Source organism: Pedobacter punctiformis (assembly GCF_027213715.1).
Lineage (GTDB): Bacteria > Bacteroidota > Bacteroidia > Sphingobacteriales > Sphingobacteriaceae > Pedobacter > Pedobacter punctiformis.
In genome coordinates, this window is record NZ_JAPWGM010000007.1 from 102,262 (window position 1) to 121,220 (window position 18,959).

An 18,959-nucleotide genomic window follows, 5' to 3' on the forward strand; every position below is an offset into this window, starting at 1 on the left:
GATAATAATTGCTTTTTAGATGTTGAGTAAGGCTTTTTGTTACAGCTTACGTAAAAATTTAAGTCAATTTAAACTGCTGTATAAATCAAAATTTGTTACACGCCGTAAATATCGTAGTTTTACCAAATTAAAAAAGCCAAATACTATTTTATTAATGAAGAAAAACAAACTCACGTTATTTATTTTTATTGCATTGATCGCGGGTATTGCGCTGGGCTATATTCTAAATGTTAATTCTATTGATGTTTATAACCAGAAGATCCTTACAGCAGATGCAAAAGTTAAAAATATAGAAGTTAGTATCGCTAAAACAACCGATACAACAAGCACGCAGTTTGCGCAATTGAAAGCCGAACGAAAAGTAAACGCAAAAATTAAAAAGGATAATGAAGAAATCCGTGAAAAAAAGCTGGAATACTTTACGCTTTTAAGTGATATTTTTCTTCGTTTAATTAAAATGATCGTTGCACCTTTGGTATTTACAACGCTGGTTGTAGGTGTGGCTAAAGTAGGGGATATAAAAGCGGTTGGCCGTATCGGGATGAAAACACTGGGGTGGTTTTTGGCTATGTCTTTAATGTCTCTCGTTTTAGGAATGATTTTAGTGAACTGGTTTGAGCCGGGAAAACACATGAAATTACCGCTACCGGATCATTTAGTAAATACAGGAATCCAGAAGGCTGCTGTGAGCGTTAAAGACTTTATAGCACACGTATTTCCAAAAAGTATTGCCGAATCGATGGCAAACAATGAAATTTTGCAAATTGTGGTGTTCTCCCTGTTTTTTGGCGTAGCTACAGCTGCTATTGGTCCTGCCGGAACAATTGTTATTAAAGCTTTTGATGCCATTGCCCACGTTATTTTAAAAATGACAGGTTATGTAATGAATTTTGCTCCATTGGCTGTTTTTGGAGCCATGACAGCCATTATTGCCAAGCAAGGATTAAATGTATTAAATACCTATGCCATTTTTATTGGTGAGTTTTATTTAGGGCTAGCTATCCTTTGGGCCATCTTAATTTTCTTAGGCTTTTTAGTCCTTAAGAAACGGATTTTCGGCTTGGTTAGTGATATGAAAGAACCTGCTATTTTGGCTTTTAGTACTGCAAGCAGCGAGGCCGCATATCCAAAAACGATGATGCTTTTAGAGCGCTTTGGCTGTAAAGATAAAATTGTAAGTTTTGTATTGCCCTTAGGTTATTCATTTAACCTGGATGGTTCAATGATGTATATGACCTTTGCTTCTTTGTTTATTGCACAAGCCTACGGCATTCATTTAAGCTTTGAGCAACAAATTTCAATGCTGTTAATTTTAATGTTAACCAGTAAGGGTATTGCCGGGGTTCCAAGAGCATCTTTAGTGGTTATTGCCGGTACTATTGCTTCATTTAATATTCCCGAAGCAGGTTTGGCCTTGTTAATCGGTATAGACCCTTTATTAGATATGGGCCGTTCAGCAACTAATGTGGTAGGTAATAGCATTGCAACCGCTGTAGTTAGTAAATGGGAGGGAGAACTTAAACCGGTAGCTGAAAGCGCAGCTTAAACTGATCTTCACAATTCAATAATTAATTAGTTAAAATTCAATAATTTAAACCAGTGTCAAATAAAGGAAAAAAGATATTTTTAGCGCTTTCCATCATCGTTCCGATGATTATTTACTGTTATATTTATTACAAGCCCATTATACAAAATGCCCCTTTTCGTAAGGCCGATTTTGTTTCCATGCAATACCAATGGGGAATTAAAGATACTTTGGAAAATCAATACAATTCTAAAGATGGTCATTATCAATATGTAAACAATCATGATTCTTTAGTTAAAAAGACCATTTTTCTGAAAAGTGATGATATTCTTTACATTCACAGTAAAGCAAATGAATTAGGTCTTTGGAATTTTCCGGATACCATTGGAGTTAAAAGCACCAAATCAATGTCGATACCCCGTTATGATTTGCAATTTAATTATAAAGAAAAGTCTAAACACGTTGTTATTTATAGTGATTTTAACGGTAATCCAAAATTGCTTGATGCTGCTATGCAAATGCGAAAAGTGATAGAAGAAACCATAAATCAGGCAGAAAAAAGAAGCGGAAAATAGTTTCCAAAAACTTACTGTTTAAATACAAAAGACTTTATTAAAATGCTAACTTATAGTATTTTAATAAAGTCTTTTTCTTGTTAAGGGAATTTCGTATATTTACGATATATTCGTAATTAAATGGAGAAATTAACATTGCAGGAAGAAGAAGCTATGCTTGCCGTTTGGCAAATAGGTAAGGGCTTTATTAAGGATTTTATGGACGTATTGCCTGAGCCAAAACCGCCTTACACTACACTGGCCTCAACAATAAAGAATCTGGAGCGAAAAGGGTACCTGGCAAGTGAAAAGTTTGCCAATGCAAACCGCTACAGTGCCAAAGTAAAAGAGGTTGACTATAAAAAACGCTTTATGAGTGGTTTTGTAAATAATTATTTCCAAAGCTCTTACAAAGAACTGGTTGCATTTTTTGCGAAAGATAAAAAGATAAGTGCCGAAGAATTAAAAGAGATTATTAACCTGATCGAAAACCCTGAAAAGTAATGCCATGCCACATTTCTTTATTCTGCTGTTTAAAATAAACCTGGTTCTGATTCTTTTTGCAGCAACCTATTATCTTGTTTTAAGGCGTTTAACATTTTATTCTATAAACCGGATGTTTTTGATGTTCGGCATCCTGTTTTCATCCATTTATCCATTTATAAATTTAACGGAATTTTTTAACAGACATCAATCGGTTCAGGCGTTTGTACCCAAACTTAATAACCAATTTATCCAACAGGATGGCATGACTTTTTATTGGCAAATATTAGGTGTTTTATTTTATGCTGGTGTTGTGTTTATGGCCCTAAGACTCGCCATTCAATTTATATCTCTTCACAGGATGCACAAAAATTCAGTGCCCGGAAATTTGGAACAGCACAAAGTGAGGATTTTAAATGATGAGGTAAGCCCGTTCAGTTTTTGGCAAACGATTTATATTAATCCGCTGATTCATAAAAAACAAGATCTGCGTAATATCCTCGAGCATGAAAAAGTGCATGTTGAAGAATGGCACACGCTGGATATTATTTTAGCCGAAATTTGTGTGGTTTTTTACTGGTTTAACCCCGGCGTTTGGCTAATGAAAAAAGCGGTTAGAGAGAATATTGAGTTTATAACCGATGCTAAAATATTAAAAAGAGGAATTGATAAAAAGGCTTATCAGTATAGTCTACTTGATGTGGGTAATTTAGAACCATCAGTAGCTATTGTGAATAACTTTAATCTATCTGATCTTAAAAAAAGAATTAAAATGATGAACACTAAAAAGTCTTCATCGTTAAATTTAACCAGATATTTGCTTGCTTTACCTATTCTGGCTATAACACTGGCTTTTACAGTAAATAAGAAGGATATTCAAAAGAAACTAACTCCACTTTCCATATTGGTTAACCGGGTTTTACCAGAAACAAAAACACCATCTAATGAGAAAGTCGTTTTAACGCAAAGAACAGCTGTACAAAAAAGGAAACCTGTTGCAAATAATCGGGTAGAAAAGGATACTTTGAAAAAGATCGTAATGGTGATGCACCAAACCTTTAGGACAAATGACTCTACGAATAAATTTCTCCGTATTTTTCTAAAAAGTGATAGTAGCAAAGCAGAAAAATTACCTCAAAATAAGATTAAAACAACAAATTTTTTAAGCTCTTTTACTTTTACAGATTCGGATGGTAACACTAAAAATGCTCAGATTAAAAACATTACCATCATAGAACATAAAGGGACAGGTGAGCAAAAAGAAATGTCCAGAGAATTTAAAACTTTCTCCAACACGGCCACAGGAGAAATTAAAGTTTCAGTGGACAGCTTAGGCGCATCGAAAAATGTGGCTTATTTTCTAAATGGCAGGAAATTAACAAAAGAAGAAATGCAAAAATTATCTTCTGATTTAATTTCAGGGATATCTCTTAATGGAAAGGGCGAAGTGAAAATTGTGACTAAACAGAATTAATTCTTATTAAGGATGATTCCAATAATTGACCATATTCAAATTACTGTACAGGATTTAAAAATAGCAGAACTTTTTTACGATCAACTTATGCCTATTTTGGGCTTTGATATTAATCGTAAATCAAAGGAAAGCTATTACGCACTTTTCTTTAAAGATTTAGAAGGGATTAAATATGAGATTATTTTTGAAAAAAGATAACATTGGTTAAGAAACTGTTTAAATTTCATTTAAATAATCTTTAATATTTTTTCGTCCTGACCCTGTCGAAGGACTATAGATAAATTATTTTTACTATGATCAGGAAATGAATGTTGGTGGTTATTTGCAGAAATAGTCCCGCCATTCACTATTTCTGATGAAAAATCAGAATCGTTGCTGTCGGGTTTAGTTTACAACGGTAAACCTGATTAAATTAAACCTGACAGGAGCGAACACGATCCCGATTTCCGGGAGCGTAAAGCGTATGGCAGGACTTGCATAACCGATGTGCCCGGAACCCTGCTTTCCAAATAAATTTTATTGTTTAACAGTTTGTCATCCTTGTCGAAGTATTTAAGCAAAGGTCTTCGACAAGCTGACATAAGGATTTAATTAAAATGGCTTTAGGTTTATTAAAAGTTAAACCTTGCTTTCAGCATGGCTACACGCCCCGGAATTAAATAGCTTCCTGAAGTTAAAGAATTGGCTGATAAGTAAACAGCATCGAAAGTTTTGATGTTTGTTAAATTGGTTAAACCAAATTCTAAATCAGTCTTCATTTTTTCCAGCTTGTATTTAATATTCGCATCAGCAAACAAATATTTTAAATTGGGCTGTGACGATTGGTGTGTAAACAAATGTTCGGCTGACAGATTAACAAAGACGTTTTTAAAAGTAGTAAAAGATAAAGTAGACTGTTGTCTCAATTGCTGAAAATTGGTTTTAATACTGTTCTCTACTTTTGCTTTATTATCGGTCACCGCATAGCTTGCATTGTAAGACCAGGTTATAAAACTGGCCAGTCTTGCTTCAATGCCTGCTTTATAAGAAATGCTTTGGGAAGTGATGGGCAAAAGATCGTTGTTTTGTAATTGCTGATAATCATTTTGTGAAAAACTGATGCCCGCAGTTACGGTACTTTTTAAAGCAAAAAGATATTTGCTTGCATTGGCATTAAAAAACAAACTTTTAATCCGGTTAGCCATTGGCAACACCACTCTTTGCTGAATGTTATTATTTAAAGTATAAGATGAAATGGTATTGAGCTGTGTGTTGGTGTAGTTGGCATTTAAATTAAAGAAAAACATCTGCATTGCTTTTCTGAAGTTAAATCCCGCATTAATGCTATGCGACTTGCTTTCGGAAATAGGGGCATCATTTGCAAAAAGTGAACGGTAATTTTTCAAAACGGTACCCCGGTAAACGTCATCAATGCCACCTAAATCATTTTTAAAAGAATAATTCGCCGTCACATAATTTTCTATTCCGGTTTGGTACTTAAAATTAAAAGATGGGTTAAGAAATACCCTGTTCAAATTTTTATTCAGGGCATTTGAAGGATCATCATAGTTAATCCTGTTGTAACTTAAAGGCAAACTCACACCTGCTTTTATTTTCTCTCCTGTATAATCATAAGATGCTTCAGTATAAAACTTTGTTTTTAACCAGGTCAGGTCATTAACTGCATTTGCAGAAACCAGTTCTCTATCCTGATTGTTCTGAATGCGGTATAATGATGAATTCAACTCCTGACTTTGTACATTAAAACCCGCCTTATACGTTTGTGTAAATCTGTTTTTAACCAATGCAAAAGAAAAATAGTTGTTGGTGTACCAGGTGGGTAAACTCAGGTATTGATTTAATCCTGCATACGGAATACCATTATTCAGAATATCGGCATTTAAACCCGGCATAATGTTTAATTCTTCTGGTTGCGTAGTTCTGTTTAAATAAGAATACAAGTTGATTATATTTTCAGACTTCAGCTTTCTGCGGAAATTAAACTCATTGGAAAGATCCAGTGTTTGTTGTTTAAGCAATTGATTCGCTGGAGTGCCATTAATGTTAACGCTTGATGTGGTTTTAAAAGGAATATAATCTACAACCAGATTATTATTTAGGTAATATTTATCTGCATTACCATTCAGGTTAAACTGACCGCGTAATTTTTGCGGATTAATTTCATTATTTTGAAATTCTGTATACCTGATCGTTTGTCCCGGCAGGTAAGTTTCTGAAAACTTGTTGTACTGTTGCTTCCTTTCATCGTACAAATAGTAAAGGTTTGCCCTTAATTGAAGGTCAGCATTAAATTTATAAAGATTATTGAGGTTAATTAACCCTGCTTTATTAAAAAGATACCTGCTTTGCGGTAAAGAAGGAACGCCTGCTGCTCCGGTTGAAAGTAATCCATTCGGTTTATCGTTATCCAGCTTTTTAAGGTAATCGGATAAATTATGAGACGTTAAATCAATACCTGGATCAACGCCAATATTATTTCCCTTTATATTATTGATGAATTTTAGTTTTTTATTGAATAGCATGGCCGTTAAATTTTCATCAAACCGATCAGGTGTTCCTGCGCCTGCAGTTGCATCACCCATTACTTTGAGTTTAGCTTCATCTTTTAAAACTAAATTTAAAGCAACGTCATCGCTTGTATTGTTTTTGCGAAGCATTTTAACAGGCTGATCATTTTGAATAACCTGCACTTTATCTACCGCGTCTTTAGGGATGCTTTTAGTGCCAATATTATATTTGTCATCAAGCAAATTATCTCCATCTACATATAAAGATGAAATCGACTTTCCATTATAGCTTATTTTACCATCTTCAGCCACTTCAACACCCGGCATTTTCTTTAACACATCGCCAATACTGCGATCTTGTTTATCTGCAAAATCCGAAGGTCTGTAGTTTAAAGTATCACCATTGGAGGATAATGAAGGCCTGTTTTTGACGGTAACCGTTTCCAGGTTGGTTTCGCTGCCTTGCAATACAATTTCAGGAAGGTTATTGAGGTCAGTAATTTTAAAAGCCGATCTTTTATACCCAATACTGGAGGCTTCAATACTATAACCAATCACCTCATCACTTTTCAGTTGGATGGTAAATTCGCCTTTCGAATTGCTCCTTGTAAAATTGATGAGGTTGCCTTCAAGATCTTTCAGATTTACATTCGCAGATTCAATACCTTTACCATTGCTATCTTTAACTTTTCCTTTAATTTGCTTCTGAGCAGAGGCCGTAGCCATGCTCAGAAGTGAGAAAACCATTAAAATATATAGCTTTCTCATTTTTTCTCAGGTAATTCGATCGGATTGTTAATCGCTATTTTAACAGAACCGGGAGCCCTTACTGTACTGCTTTTAAAAGAACCGTTGATGCCGTTTGCAGCCATTTGCGCCTGCATAAAACCTTGTGGATCTTTATCTCTGGCTTCTTTTAGTTTGTCCAGCTCTTTGCGGGTGGTTTTAATGGCATTAGCCGGGAGCTTAATTTCACTACCTAAATAATTATCAGTTTCGAGACCTACAATTTTTATGCTCATGCCCGAAAGTTCTCCCTTTTCATCTTTAACCGTCTCTGCTTCTGTTACTTTATCTAAACCAGCAAACTGAAACTGAACTTCTTTTTTTTCATCGTAAGCTTCTACAATCAGACCAGGCAAACCATTAAGTTTCCACGGACCGCTTTGAAAAGGAATTTCAGTAGCGAACCAGGCAATCCAGTTTCTGCCTTTAAAGTATGCAGTTGCTTTTTGGCAGTGTATACCAGAAAAACTCATAGTATCTTTGGCTATTTTCCAGTTTATGGTTTCAGCTGGTTCTTCTACTAAATAATTGTTGAAAAGACGTTCTTTAGTAATCATTTTATGCTCATTGGCAAAAAAGAAGTAGTCAACCTGCGAAATAGGTTTGGTCGATCTGGATTCTATTTTAATGTTTTGCATGCCACTTCCGGCCTGCGCTTTTACTTGCTCCTGAATTTGTTTTTGCATGTTGGCACTTTGGTTAATCTTATCGTAGCTGGTGTATACCGAGGCATTATTTCCGGTAATTAATAACATGTTTTCTGTGCGGGGCTTATCTCTTTGGGTGGTGTCTTCGATATGACTAAATGTGTACCTCACCCTGGCCAGGGCTTTATCAGGGTTTTGTGCAAATGTTGATATTGCAATCATTGCTGCGCAGCAGCTTAAAGAAATACGTTTCATAATTATTGAGTTTAAGTTGTCTATTTAGTTTTCGTAAAACTACGAAATATTCGTAATAAGAAAGCTAAAATTTAACAATTTTTAACAAAGAGGAGTGAAGTGCACTTAAACCGTGAAACAGTAGTAATGCGAATGTTCAATATGTGGTTTGAAAATAGATGCCTCCTTAACTGAAAAGTGGTGATCTGTAACTAATTTTAGAGATGAATTAAAAGAATTAAATTGTAAGCTTGTTGGAATTACGTAGACTATAAACCATAGCTAAAAATATTTTCAATATCTGTTTGCGTGTTAATAGTATTTGTTCTATATTTGCACCTCGTTAAATAAAAATTAAAAACAAATATTTAAACAATGTACGCAATAGTAAATATAGCAGGCCAGCAATTTAAAGTTGCTAAAGACCAGCACCTTTTTGTACACAGATTGCAAGGAGATGAAGGCGCTAGTATTGAATTTGATAATGTATTGTTGGTTGATAATGGTGGTGCAATCACTGTAGGAGCTCCTGCAGTTAAAGGTGCTAAAGTTTCAGCTAAGATCGTATCTCATTTAAAAGGTGATAAAGTAATCGTTTTCCACAAAAAACGTAGAAAAGGTTATAAAAAGAAAAATGGTCACCGCCAGTTTTTCACTAAGATTCAGATCTCTGACATCACTCTATAATTAATTGTTAACCCAATCATTCTCTTTTGTTGGAGAGTGAAAAAAATATAAAATCATGGCACACAAAAAAGGAGCCGGTAGTTCGAAAAACGGACGTGAATCGCATAGTAAGCGTTTAGGTATTAAAATTTTCGGTGGTCAGGAAGCTATCGCTGGAAACATTTTAGTACGTCAACGCGGTACAAAACACCATCCAGATAAAAATGTTGGTTTAGGAAAAGACCACACTTTATTTGCTTTAATTGATGGTACAGTAGTTTTCAGAAAGAAACAAGATAACAAATCTTATGTTTCTGTTCTTCCTGCTGTAGCTAAAGAAGTTGTTGCTGAGCCTAAAGCTAAAAAAGCAACAGCTAAAAAAGAAGTTGTAGCTAAAGAAGTTGAAGCTACTCCGGCTAAAGCAAAAAAAGCACCTGCTAAAAAAGCAGAAGCATCTGAAGAAGCTGCATCTGCAGAATAATCAGTAAAAAAAATATATTCAAAAGCTCCCGGTTCTAATCGGGAGCTTTTTTTTTGCTTTAAATATTTTACATTGTTAAAGTCTGTTAAATAACACTTTTTAACAAGCTTGTATTTTACATTCGTGTATTCAAAATAAAAATGCAGTTCGTAAAAATATCTCTTTCCATTGCACTGCTCATCCGGAGCTTTAGTGTAAGTGCCCAGGAAACCGAAAGTAATATACGAATGCTAAAGCCTTTTAAGGCAGATGGCATTTCAAACGAATGGAGCCAATGCTGAAAATGCAACCGATCAGAAATCAGATTTTTGGATCAAATATTTATTAGTAAAATCTTAACCCTTCCCTTAATTAACAATTGAAGCCGGTATGAATAAAAACTACCGGCTTTTTATTTGAGCTTTATTTTATTACAAGATTACTGGACATGTAATTCAAAGCTTTTCGTTGTAATTCTGTCTGAGAAAGTTTATTGCTTTCAAATTCTATAAATAGTTTATATTCTTCATCTCCCATTAAACAGGCAATACCTCTAAAGGTCGATTCCTTCTTTTTTATAGAATAAGAAACAAGTTTGTAGGATTTACCAAGTTTAATGACATCGTGAAGGTTGCTTAGGTGATCGTTTTCTTTTAAAGTTTTGAAATTATTATCGAGTGTACCTTTTGTTTCTAAGCTATGAATGAAGATGCTTAGGTTTTGAGGTGTTTTTATTGCGAATCTTAAGGTATTATCATAAGTATTTTGAAGATATGCACCTTTTAAAGCCCTGAATTTAGTTGTGAAATCAATATTCACTAAAGAATCTTTATCCAGCTTAACTATATGATAAAATCGTTTTTGCGATTCGCTGATGGTATCCAGGTAGTGATAACCAAAGTAAAATACTTCATTAATGTCGCCGTTTGCTATGCCTGTAGCCGCATTATATCGTTGCTGAGTAACCTGATTTCGAATCTGATCTATAGCCAGGTCATTTACATTCTGTGAAATATTGCGGGTTCGGTTTCTATCGTCCATTTTTGAACAATAAAATCCAAATCTAATTAATGCAAAAAGTATAAGGCAAATGGAGAGTACATTTCTCCAGACAGGTCTTTCGTTATATTCTTCATCACTCATATTATGGCAAATTAAAATCCTGCTGGGTTAAAGTAATCTCGTTTAAATAGTTCCCCTTTTCATCCCGGTATTTGTATTTTAAGGTTGTAATCCCAAGACTTCTAACATTCATAAACAGTTGCTTAGAATTGCCATTTCTTAAAATATCATCTTTTAGGACCTCTGAGGCATCCTTTCCTTTAATTTTTTCTGCAATACTGTTTGGGACACTTATATCGTACAATAACTCATTTTTATCATTAATATCTATTTTTAGAATGGTTAAGCCTGTGTTTTTATCCTTTACAGGCAGGTTTTTATTTAAAATGGACAAGATGTTTTTAATTTTTGAATTGCCCGTATTGTTTAATAAATCATCCGCATTTATTTTACCTTTTGCTTCTTTTTCAAGTTCTGCAAGCTTCTTTTTATCAATCGTGATGGATGAAAATTCGGATAACCGGATGGTAAAAAATGTGACTTCGAAATTAACACCCTCCTCATTGATTAATTCCCGGGCCAGGTCTTCACCCGCTAGTAACTGGACAAATAATGTTGGGAGAAATTTATCCACGATGCCGTTTTTTGTATCTTCCAGGGCGTAGTTGGTTACAATCCTTATTTTTATGATTTTTTTATCATAAAGTGCCTCGGCATTTGTAGAATATACAATTCCATTTGGTTTAGCAGAGGCATTGTACGAAAGCACAAAAGCGTTCATTTTACTGGAGGTGCTTTTACAACTTGTGAATAGGATTGAAGCAGAAGCGATTAATAAAATCGTATATAGAAAGCGTTTCATGAAGTTGTAGCGTTTAATTTGATTATAAAAAGCACGAAGATAATCAAAAAATATTTAGGGCTATGCCTTAAATAAAACGCTGTTTGATTAATGAAAAGAAGAATGTAATTGGTTCCCAGCCGGATATGGGATGGAAACCAGAGGGTTGTTTAATATTCCCGGGCCATTAACTGGGTTGTTAAGGTAAGCAGATTGAATTTTGCTTCATCACTTACATTAATCTGTTTAAACAAGGCAAGCGCCTTATTTAAGTATTCGTCCATACTGGCTTTGGCAATATTTTGAATATCCAGGGTGTCGTAAACCTGCTTAACTGCATTTACTTTTTCGCGAACATCAAATTTTTTATAACTGGTCCAGTTTTCCAGGGCCTCCAGGTTTTCATCCTTGGCCTGCTCGAAGGCCTTTAGTAAAAGAAAGGTTTTTTTATTGGCAATGATATCTCCACCCACCTGTTTTCCAAATTTGTCAGGATCTGCATACACATCTAAAATATCATCGTGTAACTGGAATGCAATACCGATATTTTCTCCGAACTGGTAAATCAGATCGGCATCTTTTTCGCTTGCCTTACCTATAATGGCACCTAATTTTAGAGCTCCACCTAATAAAACAGCAGTTTTTAACCTGATCATGTTAATGTATTCTTCAATGCTCACATCATCACGTTGTTCAAACTCCATATCCAGTTGCTGACCTTCGCAAACACCTTGTGCAGTTGTATTAAAAGTGTCGAGCACATCCTTTAAAAAGATAGGATTTACTTTTGCCAGATTTTTGTTGGCTTCAACCATCATCACATCACCGCTTAAAATGGCGGTGTTGGTACTCCATTTTTCATGTACAGTGGCTTTTCCTCTGCGTAATGGAGCATTATCCATAATGTCATCGTGTACCAGTGTGAAGTTATGAAACACTTCAATGGCCATGGCGGCGTGGATAGCCTCTTTTGCGTCGGTACCAAAAAGTTCTGTAGACAATAAAACGAGTAGGGGCCGTACGCGTTTGCCCCCAAGATTAATAATGTATTTTATAGGTTCGTAAAGGTGTTTAGGCTGATCAGGAAAGGTAAGATTTTGGATGGCTTGATCCAGTATATTTTGTAATTGTTCTGTAGTTTGCATTTTTACTTTTTAGCCTGCGGCCTTATTCTAAAATTTTGATCGCTTTTCTTCTTTAGCGATACCTTTTACAGGTTTAATCCTTCCGCCAAAATTGGGGATTATAACTGATACTTTTAGTCATTTTAACATCATCAGTTTAAACTGACCTTTGCCTGCTTTCTGTTACAGGAAAGCAGGCAAAGATATTAAAAGGAAAATATATAAAACAAAGGTGTTTTTATTCAGGAATTAAAGTAAAATCGATTTGGCGTTTAGAAAGATCAACTTTTTTAACACGAATCATGACTTCATCACCGAGCTGATACTTTTTCTTCTTGCGCTGACCCACAATACAATAATTTTTTTCGTCAAGCACATAAAAATCATCAGAAATATCCCGTAAACGAATCATGCCTTCACATTTATTTTCTTCAATTTCGACATACATACCCCATTCAGTAACTCCTGAAATGATGCCTTTATACGCTGTACCTATATTATTTTCCAGATACTCAGCCTGTTTGTATTTAATAGAAGCTCTTTCCGCTTCGGCCGCTCTTTTCTCCATCGCAGAAGAATGTACACTGGCTACTTCGTAGAATTCAGCATCTGCCGACTTTCCATTCTCCAGGTAATTTTGCAATAAACGGTGCACCATTACATCAGGGTAACGCCGGATAGGTGAAGTGAAATGTGTGTAGTAATCGAAAGCTAAACCGTAATGACTTGTTTTTTTAGTCGAATAAATGGCTTTAGCCATTGATCTGATTGCTAGCGAAGTTAAAATATTTTGCTCTTTTTTACCCTCAACATCGGTCATTAAGTAGTTTAAAGATTTTGCAATTTCCTTATCTGATTTCGTATTGATTTTATAGCCAAATCGCGATGCAAACTGTGCAAAAGTATTCAGAGTTTCCATATTTGGAGAGTCGTGGACACGATACACAAATGTTAATTTATCTTTTCCTTTAACTTTTTTTGCAATAAACTCAGCTACTTTCCGGTTGGCCAGCAACATATAATCTTCAATCAGCTTATGGGCATCTTTCCGCTCTTTCACATACACTCCAATCGGTTTTCCGGCTTCATCAAGTTTAAACTTAACTTCAGCACTTTCGAAACTAATCGCTCCATTTTTAAACTTACGATCGCGTAAAATGTAGGCCAGTTCATTTAGTTTTTGAATTTCGGCAGCATAATCTCCGGTTTTGCTTTCAATAACTTCCTGCGCTTCTTCGTAACTAAATCTCCTGTCGGAGTGAATAACCGTTTTACCATACCACTCAGACTGAATATTAGCTTGTTCATCCAGCTCAAACACTGCAGCAAAACACAATTTATCTTCGTGAGGACGTAAAGAACAAACTCCATTGCTCAATCGTTCTGGTAGCATAGGGATTACGCGGTCGACCAGGTAAACAGAAGTTGCCCTGCTGTAAGCTTCCTTATCTAATTCGGTTCCCTGAATTACATAATGTGAAACATCTGCTATATGCACTCCAATTTCGTGGTTTCCATTTGGTAGTTTTTGATAAGAAATGGCGTCATCAAAATCCTTTGCATCTGCAGGGTCGATGGTGAAAGTCAATATTTTTCTAAAATCTTTTCTCTTTGCAATTTCATCTGCTGCAATTTCTTCAGGAATTGCATTTGCTTCTTTTTCTACAGATGGGGGGAAGGAAAGCGGAAAACCATATTGTGCAAGTATGGCATTCATTTCTGTATTGTTTTCGCCCTGATCTCCAAGTACGTGTTTTACCACACCGATTGGATTTTTAGCGCCTTCGGGCCAATCGGTTAAAGAAACCAACACCCGCTGACCATTTTTTGCACCCAAAATATCCGCAAGAGGCACAAAAATATCATGCATCATCTTTTTATCATCGGCAATAACAAAGGCAAAACGATCTGAAATTTTTATAACCCCTGTAAAATCTGATTTGGCTCTTTTGATGATTTCAATAACTTCACCATCATTTTTGCGGCCATTCTTTTTGGCAAAGACATATACTTTAACGGTATCGCCGTGTAATGCATTTTTTAGTTTTCTTGGTGCTACAAAAACATCTTTCTCAAATTCATCATCAGGCACAATATAAGCCGACCCATCCGCGGTCATATCTACTTTACCAACAATAAAATTCTGAAGCTCTTTAAGTTTATATTTTCCTTTTTCGGGTTCTAAAAAGCTGCCGTTTCCTTTACCTTCTTTTAATATTTCTAAGATAGTTTCTCTCGATTCCTGATCTGTAAGGTTTAATTTGGCCGAAACTTGTTTGTAATTGAGCAGTTGATTTCCATTTTTCTCAAAAACATCACTAATTAACTGATTGAGAACCAATTTTATATTTGCCGATTTTTTCTTTGCCATACGCTAAACTGAATTTACCGAATATACAGAAAAGATAGAAAAAGCGGGTAAAATGGGAGTTAATATGTAAAACAGATGATGTTTGAAATGGATTTCGAAAGCACCGTTCTTTGAAAATTATTGTCCCGGAATGGCCTCAATCAATTTTTTGGTATAGGCTGCCTTTGGCGAATAGAAAATTTGTTCAGGGAAACCTTCCTCTTCAATTTTGCCCTTATTCATAACCAAAATTCGGTCAGAAATATGTTTTACCACAGCTAAATCATGAGATATGAAAATATAGGTTAATCCAAACTCCCGTTGAAGGTCTTTAATTAAATTTAAAACCTGTGCCTGTACAGAAACATCAAGGGCTGAAACCGACTCGTCACAAATAATGAACTTAGGCTCCAGCGCTAAAGCACGGGCAATTACAATCCGCTGCCTTTGTCCACCGCTAAACTCGTGCGGATAACGGTTAAAATGCTCTTCCTTTAAACCAACTTTGGTCATCAACTCTAAAACCCTTTGTTTTCGTTCGGCTTCGTTATTGTACAGTTTGTGTACTTGTAAAGGCTCTAAAATAGACTGACCCACACTTAATTTAGGGTTGAGAGAGGCATAAGGATCCTGGAAAATGATCTGAATGTCTTTTCTAAGTTTTCTAAGTTCGGCTTTACTAATGGCGGTAATGTCCTGGCCGTTAAAAATTACTTTTCCGGATGTTGGCTTAATTAATTGAAGAATGGTACGGCCAAGCGTGGTTTTGCCACAACCGGATTCGCCTACCAAACCTAACGTTTCGCCCGGAAAAACCTCAAAATTAATCTGATCTACCGCTTTAACGTAATCAACTTTTTTACTGAATAAACCACTATTGATTGGATACCAGGTACATAAATTTTCAACTTTTAATAAGGGCTGCGCAGCATAAAGCTGTTCTCTTCTCAACGTAATTTCGGCATTCGTTAATTGATTTGAAGCCTGCAGGTGTGCGGAAGCATCATCTATTTTGCCTGTTAAAAAATCGGCAACCACTGGAAGTTTCTTTAATTGCAAGGCCGGTGAGGGCCGGCAAGCTAATAAACCTTTGGTATAAAGATGTTGTGGATTACTGAAAATGGATTTGGCAGGGCCTTGTTCCACAATTTCTCCTTTGTACATCACCGCAACCTCGTCAGCAATTTCATTTACAACGCCTAAATCATGCGAAATAAAAATCATAGCCATATTACGCTCTTCCTTTAATTTAAGGAGTAGCTGCAAAATAGTTTTCTGAACCGTTACATCTAAGGCAGTTGTGGGCTCATCGGCAATCAGCAATTTGGGATTACAGCTTAAAGCCATTGCAATCATTACTCTTTGCTTTTGTCCACCCGAAATTTGATGTGGATAACTGTCGAATATTTTTTCTGGCCTTGGTAATTGTACTTCATTAAATAAAGCAATGGTTTGTTTTTTGGCCTCGGCTTTATCTACTTTTTGATGCAGAATAATTGCTTCGGCTACCTGATAACCGCAAGTAAAAACCGGATTTAAGGAGGTCATGGGTTCCTGAAAAATCATTGAAATCTGATTTCCACGATATTGCCTGATCTCGTTTGAACTTAAATTAAGCAGACTGATTTGTTCAAAACTGATATCGCCGGTAATTTTGGCCGAACGTTCATCATGCAAACGCATAATGGAAAATGAAGTTACAGACTTGCCCGAACCGGATTCGCCGACAATGCCTAAAACGGTTCCTTTTTTTACGTTAAAGTTAATTTGTTTTACAGCTTTGAACCAGGTTTTTTCTTCCTGATTAAAAAAATCGATACTTAAGTTTTCTACATTTAACATCAGGATACAATTGTAATGTTTTCTGATGAAATTATTTTCATCCCTTTAAATTTTAGCAGGATCTGAGCCGTAGTAATCACATCTTTTTGACAATAGGTTACAATACGCCCCAAATTTTGTTCTTCGTAATAAACGGTTCTCACCATATTTCCGTCAATATCATCTTTAGGCGTTTGAATATTTAAAATAGTTGCTAGGAGGTTTAAAGAGGTATAATGTTTATGATCTCCGAATTTCCAAAGTTCCATGGTATCCAGATGATTTACTTCCCATGGTTTTTTACCGGCAATTTGTAATATTTTAGGAATTTCAATACCATTAACAATCATTCTCCTGCACAAATACGGATAATCAAATTCTTTTCCGTTATGCGCACATAAAACCAGGGTGGGAATTTGTTTTTCCAGCAGGGCAGCGAACTGATTCAAAATTTCAGATTCATTGTGCCCAGAGAAAGACTTAATACGGAGCGATTGTACTTTATTTTGCAGACTAAATATGCCTAAACTGATGCAGATAATCTTCCCGAACTCGGCTAAAATGCCTGCACGTTCATAAAATTCTTCTGCACTTTGTTCTGGTTTTCGTTGAAAATGGGTTTTCTGCTCCCATAAATCCTGGAAATGTTCGGGCAGTTCTTTAAATGACTGGTACTGCGGAACGGTTTCGATATCGATGACCATTACCTGATTAAGATCGAGCGTTTTTAACATAAAACAATATAGCAATAAGAATCTAATAATGAGGTGGCCTTAAAGCTGCTAATTTGTGAGAATATTTTTTTAGGTTTGGATATGGCAACAAGCAAATTTGAACAATCTTTAGAAAATGGTTCGCACAAACAGCTGATGGATTTAGCTGGTGAGTGGCATGGGACAACAAAAACCTGGTTTGAAAAAGATGTATTGGCAGATGAATCTCCGATGCAGGCTAAAATTACGGTGATTTTAGGCAGCCGATTTATTTCTTACGATTATCAGGGAAGTTTAGAGGGTAAACCCTTTGAGGGCAAAATGATAATTGGTTTTGATATTCCTTATCAACGTTTTACCGCAAGCTGGGTAGACAGCTTTCATATGGGTACACAAATTATGCTTTCGAGTGGTAAAGCTACAGCTAATGGTTTTTCGATTTTTGGAGAATATGGCAGCCCAGAATATGGAGAGCAGCTTTGGGGCTGGAGAACAACGCTGGAAATCATCAACGGAGATGAAATTATATTGACTGCGTACAATGTTTCGCCGGAAGGGGAAGAAGCTAAAGCAACTGAAACGGTTTATAAAAGAGCTGGTTAATAAATAGTCTTGTCCTGAATATTTTACTGAAAGAATATTCAGGACATCTAATTAAAATAAATTCGGCTGACTTTGATTGGCCATTACAGGAATTTTTAAATCTGTTCCAATAGCATCATTTAGTTTTTGAGTGAAATAAGCAGAAAATAAGGGTGAAGAAAGTTCAACATTTTGATGCACAAAGAAGTATAAATTTTGCAAGCCTTCTTTTTTCCATTCTACAATTCTGTCAATCCAGCTGTCTAAACGTTTTTTATCAATGTCGTCTACATTAGCCCCTACAAAACGAACAAAAGCAGTAGGAGAGGTTAATCTCATGTGCATCATATCTCTTCTTCCGGCAGTATCAACAATAATATTTGCTACTCCATGATCCTGGAATAGCCGGGCAAACTCACTGGCAATGGCAGGGTTTGAAAACCATTCTTCATTTCTGACTTCAACAGCTAAAGGAATTACTTTTGGAAATTCTTCTATAACAGTTTTTAAACGGCTAAAATCCTTTGGTTTAAAATTATCATGTAACTGCAAAAAGGCCATTCCAAATTTCTCCTCGAAATTGCTTACTGCATCGCAAAACTGCTCAACAGGCTCTTTAACGTTAATCAATCTTTTAAAATGACTGATTGTGTTGGTTAGTTTAGGGAAGAATTTAAATCCATCAGGTGTTTTTTCTTTCCAGGTTGTTACTTGTTCTCTTGAAGGCATGCCGTAGAAAGTAGCATTAAGTTCAATTGAATTAAATTGGGTAGAATAATAAGATAATTCATCTTTTGTTCCCTTTGGATAAAAGCCTTTCAAATCCGTTTTATTCCATTTAGCGCAGCCAACATAAGCCTCAAAAGACTGTTTTGATTTATTTGCTTTTAAAATGGCTGATGTTTCAGGAGCATCTGCAGGAAGTTTAAAATCTATTATGGAAGGATCTTCTACTTGACCGAATTTCATGTGGCTGAGTTTTTAGGTATTGGAAATATATTCAAATATAAAAGGCTTTATTCTAATTTACCCGATTAAAAATATAAAATATCATTAAGTCGGCTCAGCGGGATTTTAAACCTTTATTTCATCACTTTAATGTAAGGATTGATTTATTTTAAAATAAATTC

17 protein-coding genes are annotated in these 18,959 nt (G+C 35.5%); 8 read left to right on the plus strand and 9 right to left on the minus strand.

Going from position 1 to position 18,959, the window contains the following annotated elements; all coding sequences use genetic code 11:
• The first annotated feature begins 154 nt into the window (after positions 1–154).
• The 5 genes from O0955_RS17495 (at position 155) to O0955_RS17515 (ending at position 4,234) form a co-directional block, all read left to right on the plus strand.
• Positions 155–1,546, plus strand: a complete 1,392-nt coding sequence (locus O0955_RS17495; RefSeq protein ID WP_269428855.1) for a dicarboxylate/amino acid:cation symporter — start codon at positions 155–157, stop codon at positions 1,544–1,546.
• A gap of 53 nt (positions 1,547–1,599) precedes the next feature.
• A complete protein-coding gene (locus O0955_RS17500; RefSeq protein ID WP_269428856.1) occupies positions 1,600–2,100 on the plus strand; it encodes a hypothetical protein in 501 nt (166 codons plus the stop codon).
• 120 nt (positions 2,101–2,220) lie between these two features.
• Positions 2,221–2,583, plus strand: a complete 363-nt coding sequence (locus tag O0955_RS17505) for a BlaI/MecI/CopY family transcriptional regulator (protein WP_269428857.1) — start codon at positions 2,221–2,223, stop codon at positions 2,581–2,583.
• 4 nt (positions 2,584–2,587) lie between these two features.
• The gene (locus tag O0955_RS17510; protein WP_269428858.1) at positions 2,588–4,036 is read left to right on the plus strand and encodes a M56 family metallopeptidase; all 1,449 of its coding nucleotides are present in this window, start codon (positions 2,588–2,590) and stop codon (positions 4,034–4,036) included.
• A 12-nt stretch (positions 4,037–4,048) separates the two neighbouring features.
• Positions 4,049–4,234: a VOC family protein gene (locus O0955_RS17515; RefSeq protein WP_269428859.1), complete on the plus strand. Its 186-nt coding sequence runs from the start codon at positions 4,049–4,051 to the stop codon at positions 4,232–4,234.
• A 413-nt stretch (positions 4,235–4,647) separates the two neighbouring features.
• On the opposite strand, the gene O0955_RS17520 is transcribed toward O0955_RS17515, so the two are convergent.
• Both O0955_RS17520 and O0955_RS17525 read right to left on the minus strand, forming a co-directional pair.
• The gene (locus O0955_RS17520) at positions 4,648–7,311 is read right to left on the minus strand and encodes a TonB-dependent receptor (RefSeq protein ID WP_269428860.1); all 2,664 of its coding nucleotides are present in this window, start codon (positions 7,309–7,311) and stop codon (positions 4,648–4,650) included.
• Entirely contained in the window at positions 7,308–8,231 is a 924-nt protein-coding gene (locus O0955_RS17525) for a GLPGLI family protein (protein ID WP_269428861.1), read from the minus strand. Before O0955_RS17525 ends, O0955_RS17520 begins: the two co-directional genes overlap by 4 nt.
• A 354-nt stretch (positions 8,232–8,585) precedes the next feature.
• Between O0955_RS17525 and rplU the strand changes: the two genes are divergently transcribed.
• Together rplU and rpmA are read left to right on the plus strand one after the other, a co-directional pair.
• Positions 8,586–8,897 carry a 50S ribosomal protein L21 gene (rplU, locus tag O0955_RS17530; RefSeq protein ID WP_039476071.1) on the plus strand — a complete coding sequence of 104 codons (312 nt, stop codon included), beginning with the start codon at positions 8,586–8,588 and terminating at the stop codon, positions 8,895–8,897.
• Between the two features lie 55 nt (positions 8,898–8,952).
• Positions 8,953–9,357: a 50S ribosomal protein L27 gene (gene rpmA, locus O0955_RS17535; RefSeq protein ID WP_269428862.1), complete on the plus strand. Its 405-nt coding sequence runs from the start codon at positions 8,953–8,955 to the stop codon at positions 9,355–9,357.
• 402 nt (positions 9,358–9,759) lie between these two features.
• Here the strand turns inward: rpmA and O0955_RS17540 are convergent, their stop codons facing one another.
• From O0955_RS17540 to O0955_RS17565, 6 genes are all read right to left on the minus strand, one after another.
• Positions 9,760–10,479: a hypothetical protein gene (locus O0955_RS17540; protein ID WP_269428863.1), complete on the minus strand. Its 720-nt coding sequence runs from the start codon at positions 10,477–10,479 to the stop codon at positions 9,760–9,762.
• Position 10,480: 1 nt separating this feature from the next.
• Complete coding sequence (locus O0955_RS17545) at positions 10,481–11,260, minus strand: hypothetical protein (protein WP_269428864.1); 780 nt, start codon at positions 11,258–11,260, stop codon at positions 10,481–10,483.
• Between the two features lie 149 nt (positions 11,261–11,409).
• Positions 11,410–12,384 carry a polyprenyl synthetase family protein gene (locus O0955_RS17550; RefSeq protein ID WP_269428865.1) on the minus strand — a complete coding sequence of 325 codons (975 nt, stop codon included), beginning with the start codon at positions 12,382–12,384 and terminating at the stop codon, positions 11,410–11,412.
• Positions 12,385–12,601: 217 nt separating this feature from the next.
• Positions 12,602–14,734, minus strand: coding sequence for a ribonuclease R (gene rnr, locus O0955_RS17555; RefSeq protein WP_269428866.1), 2,133 nt, complete (start codon positions 14,732–14,734; stop codon positions 12,602–12,604).
• Between the two features lie 117 nt (positions 14,735–14,851).
• Positions 14,852–16,555, minus strand: coding sequence for an ABC transporter ATP-binding protein (locus tag O0955_RS17560; RefSeq protein WP_269428867.1), 1,704 nt, complete (start codon positions 16,553–16,555; stop codon positions 14,852–14,854).
• Complete coding sequence (locus O0955_RS17565) at positions 16,555–17,268, minus strand: 3'-5' exonuclease (protein ID WP_269428868.1); 714 nt, start codon at positions 17,266–17,268, stop codon at positions 16,555–16,557. The genes O0955_RS17560 and O0955_RS17565 overlap by 1 nt, the downstream gene beginning before the upstream one ends.
• 81 nt (positions 17,269–17,349) lie before the next feature.
• Between O0955_RS17565 and O0955_RS17570 the strand changes: the two genes are divergently transcribed.
• The gene (locus O0955_RS17570) at positions 17,350–17,850 is read left to right on the plus strand and encodes a DUF1579 domain-containing protein (protein WP_269428869.1); all 501 of its coding nucleotides are present in this window, start codon (positions 17,350–17,352) and stop codon (positions 17,848–17,850) included.
• 51 nt (positions 17,851–17,901) lie between these two features.
• On the opposite strand, the gene O0955_RS17575 is transcribed toward O0955_RS17570, so the two are convergent.
• Complete coding sequence (locus O0955_RS17575) at positions 17,902–18,798, minus strand: DUF72 domain-containing protein (RefSeq protein WP_269428870.1); 897 nt, start codon at positions 18,796–18,798, stop codon at positions 17,902–17,904.
• Positions 18,799–18,959: the final 161 nt, after the last annotated feature.

What these genes read in the sequence shown, in the direction of transcription:
- O0955_RS17495 (WP_269428855.1), top strand. Translation starts at nt 155, where the DNA reads ATGAAGAAAAACAAACTCACGTTATTTATTTTTATTGCATTGATCGCG.
- rplU (WP_039476071.1), top strand. Translation starts at nt 8,586, where the DNA reads ATGTACGCAATAGTAAATATAGCAGGCCAGCAATTTAAAGTTGCTAAA.
- O0955_RS17550 (WP_269428865.1), bottom strand. Translation starts at nt 12,384, where the DNA reads ATGCAAACTACAGAACAATTACAAAATATACTGGATCAAGCCATCCAA.
- O0955_RS17575 (WP_269428870.1), bottom strand. Translation starts at nt 18,798, where the DNA reads ATGAAATTCGGTCAAGTAGAAGATCCTTCCATAATAGATTTTAAACTT.
- O0955_RS17520 (WP_269428860.1), bottom strand. Translation starts at nt 7,311, where the DNA reads ATGAGAAAGCTATATATTTTAATGGTTTTCTCACTTCTGAGCATGGCT.
- rpmA (WP_269428862.1), top strand. Translation starts at nt 8,953, where the DNA reads ATGGCACACAAAAAAGGAGCCGGTAGTTCGAAAAACGGACGTGAATCG.
- O0955_RS17505 (WP_269428857.1), top strand. Translation starts at nt 2,221, where the DNA reads ATGGAGAAATTAACATTGCAGGAAGAAGAAGCTATGCTTGCCGTTTGG.
- O0955_RS17525 (WP_269428861.1), bottom strand. Translation starts at nt 8,231, where the DNA reads ATGAAACGTATTTCTTTAAGCTGCTGCGCAGCAATGATTGCAATATCA.
- rnr (WP_269428866.1), bottom strand. Translation starts at nt 14,734, where the DNA reads ATGGCAAAGAAAAAATCGGCAAATATAAAATTGGTTCTCAATCAGTTA.
- O0955_RS17565 (WP_269428868.1), bottom strand. Translation starts at nt 17,268, where the DNA reads ATGTTAAAAACGCTCGATCTTAATCAGGTAATGGTCATCGATATCGAA.
- O0955_RS17515 (WP_269428859.1), top strand. Translation starts at nt 4,049, where the DNA reads ATGATTCCAATAATTGACCATATTCAAATTACTGTACAGGATTTAAAA.
- O0955_RS17510 (WP_269428858.1), top strand. Translation starts at nt 2,588, where the DNA reads ATGCCACATTTCTTTATTCTGCTGTTTAAAATAAACCTGGTTCTGATT.
- O0955_RS17560 (WP_269428867.1), bottom strand. Translation starts at nt 16,555, where the DNA reads ATGTTAAATGTAGAAAACTTAAGTATCGATTTTTTTAATCAGGAAGAA.
- O0955_RS17540 (WP_269428863.1), bottom strand. Translation starts at nt 10,479, where the DNA reads ATGAGTGATGAAGAATATAACGAAAGACCTGTCTGGAGAAATGTACTC.
- O0955_RS17570 (WP_269428869.1), top strand. Translation starts at nt 17,350, where the DNA reads ATGGCAACAAGCAAATTTGAACAATCTTTAGAAAATGGTTCGCACAAA.
- O0955_RS17545 (WP_269428864.1), bottom strand. Translation starts at nt 11,260, where the DNA reads ATGAAACGCTTTCTATATACGATTTTATTAATCGCTTCTGCTTCAATC.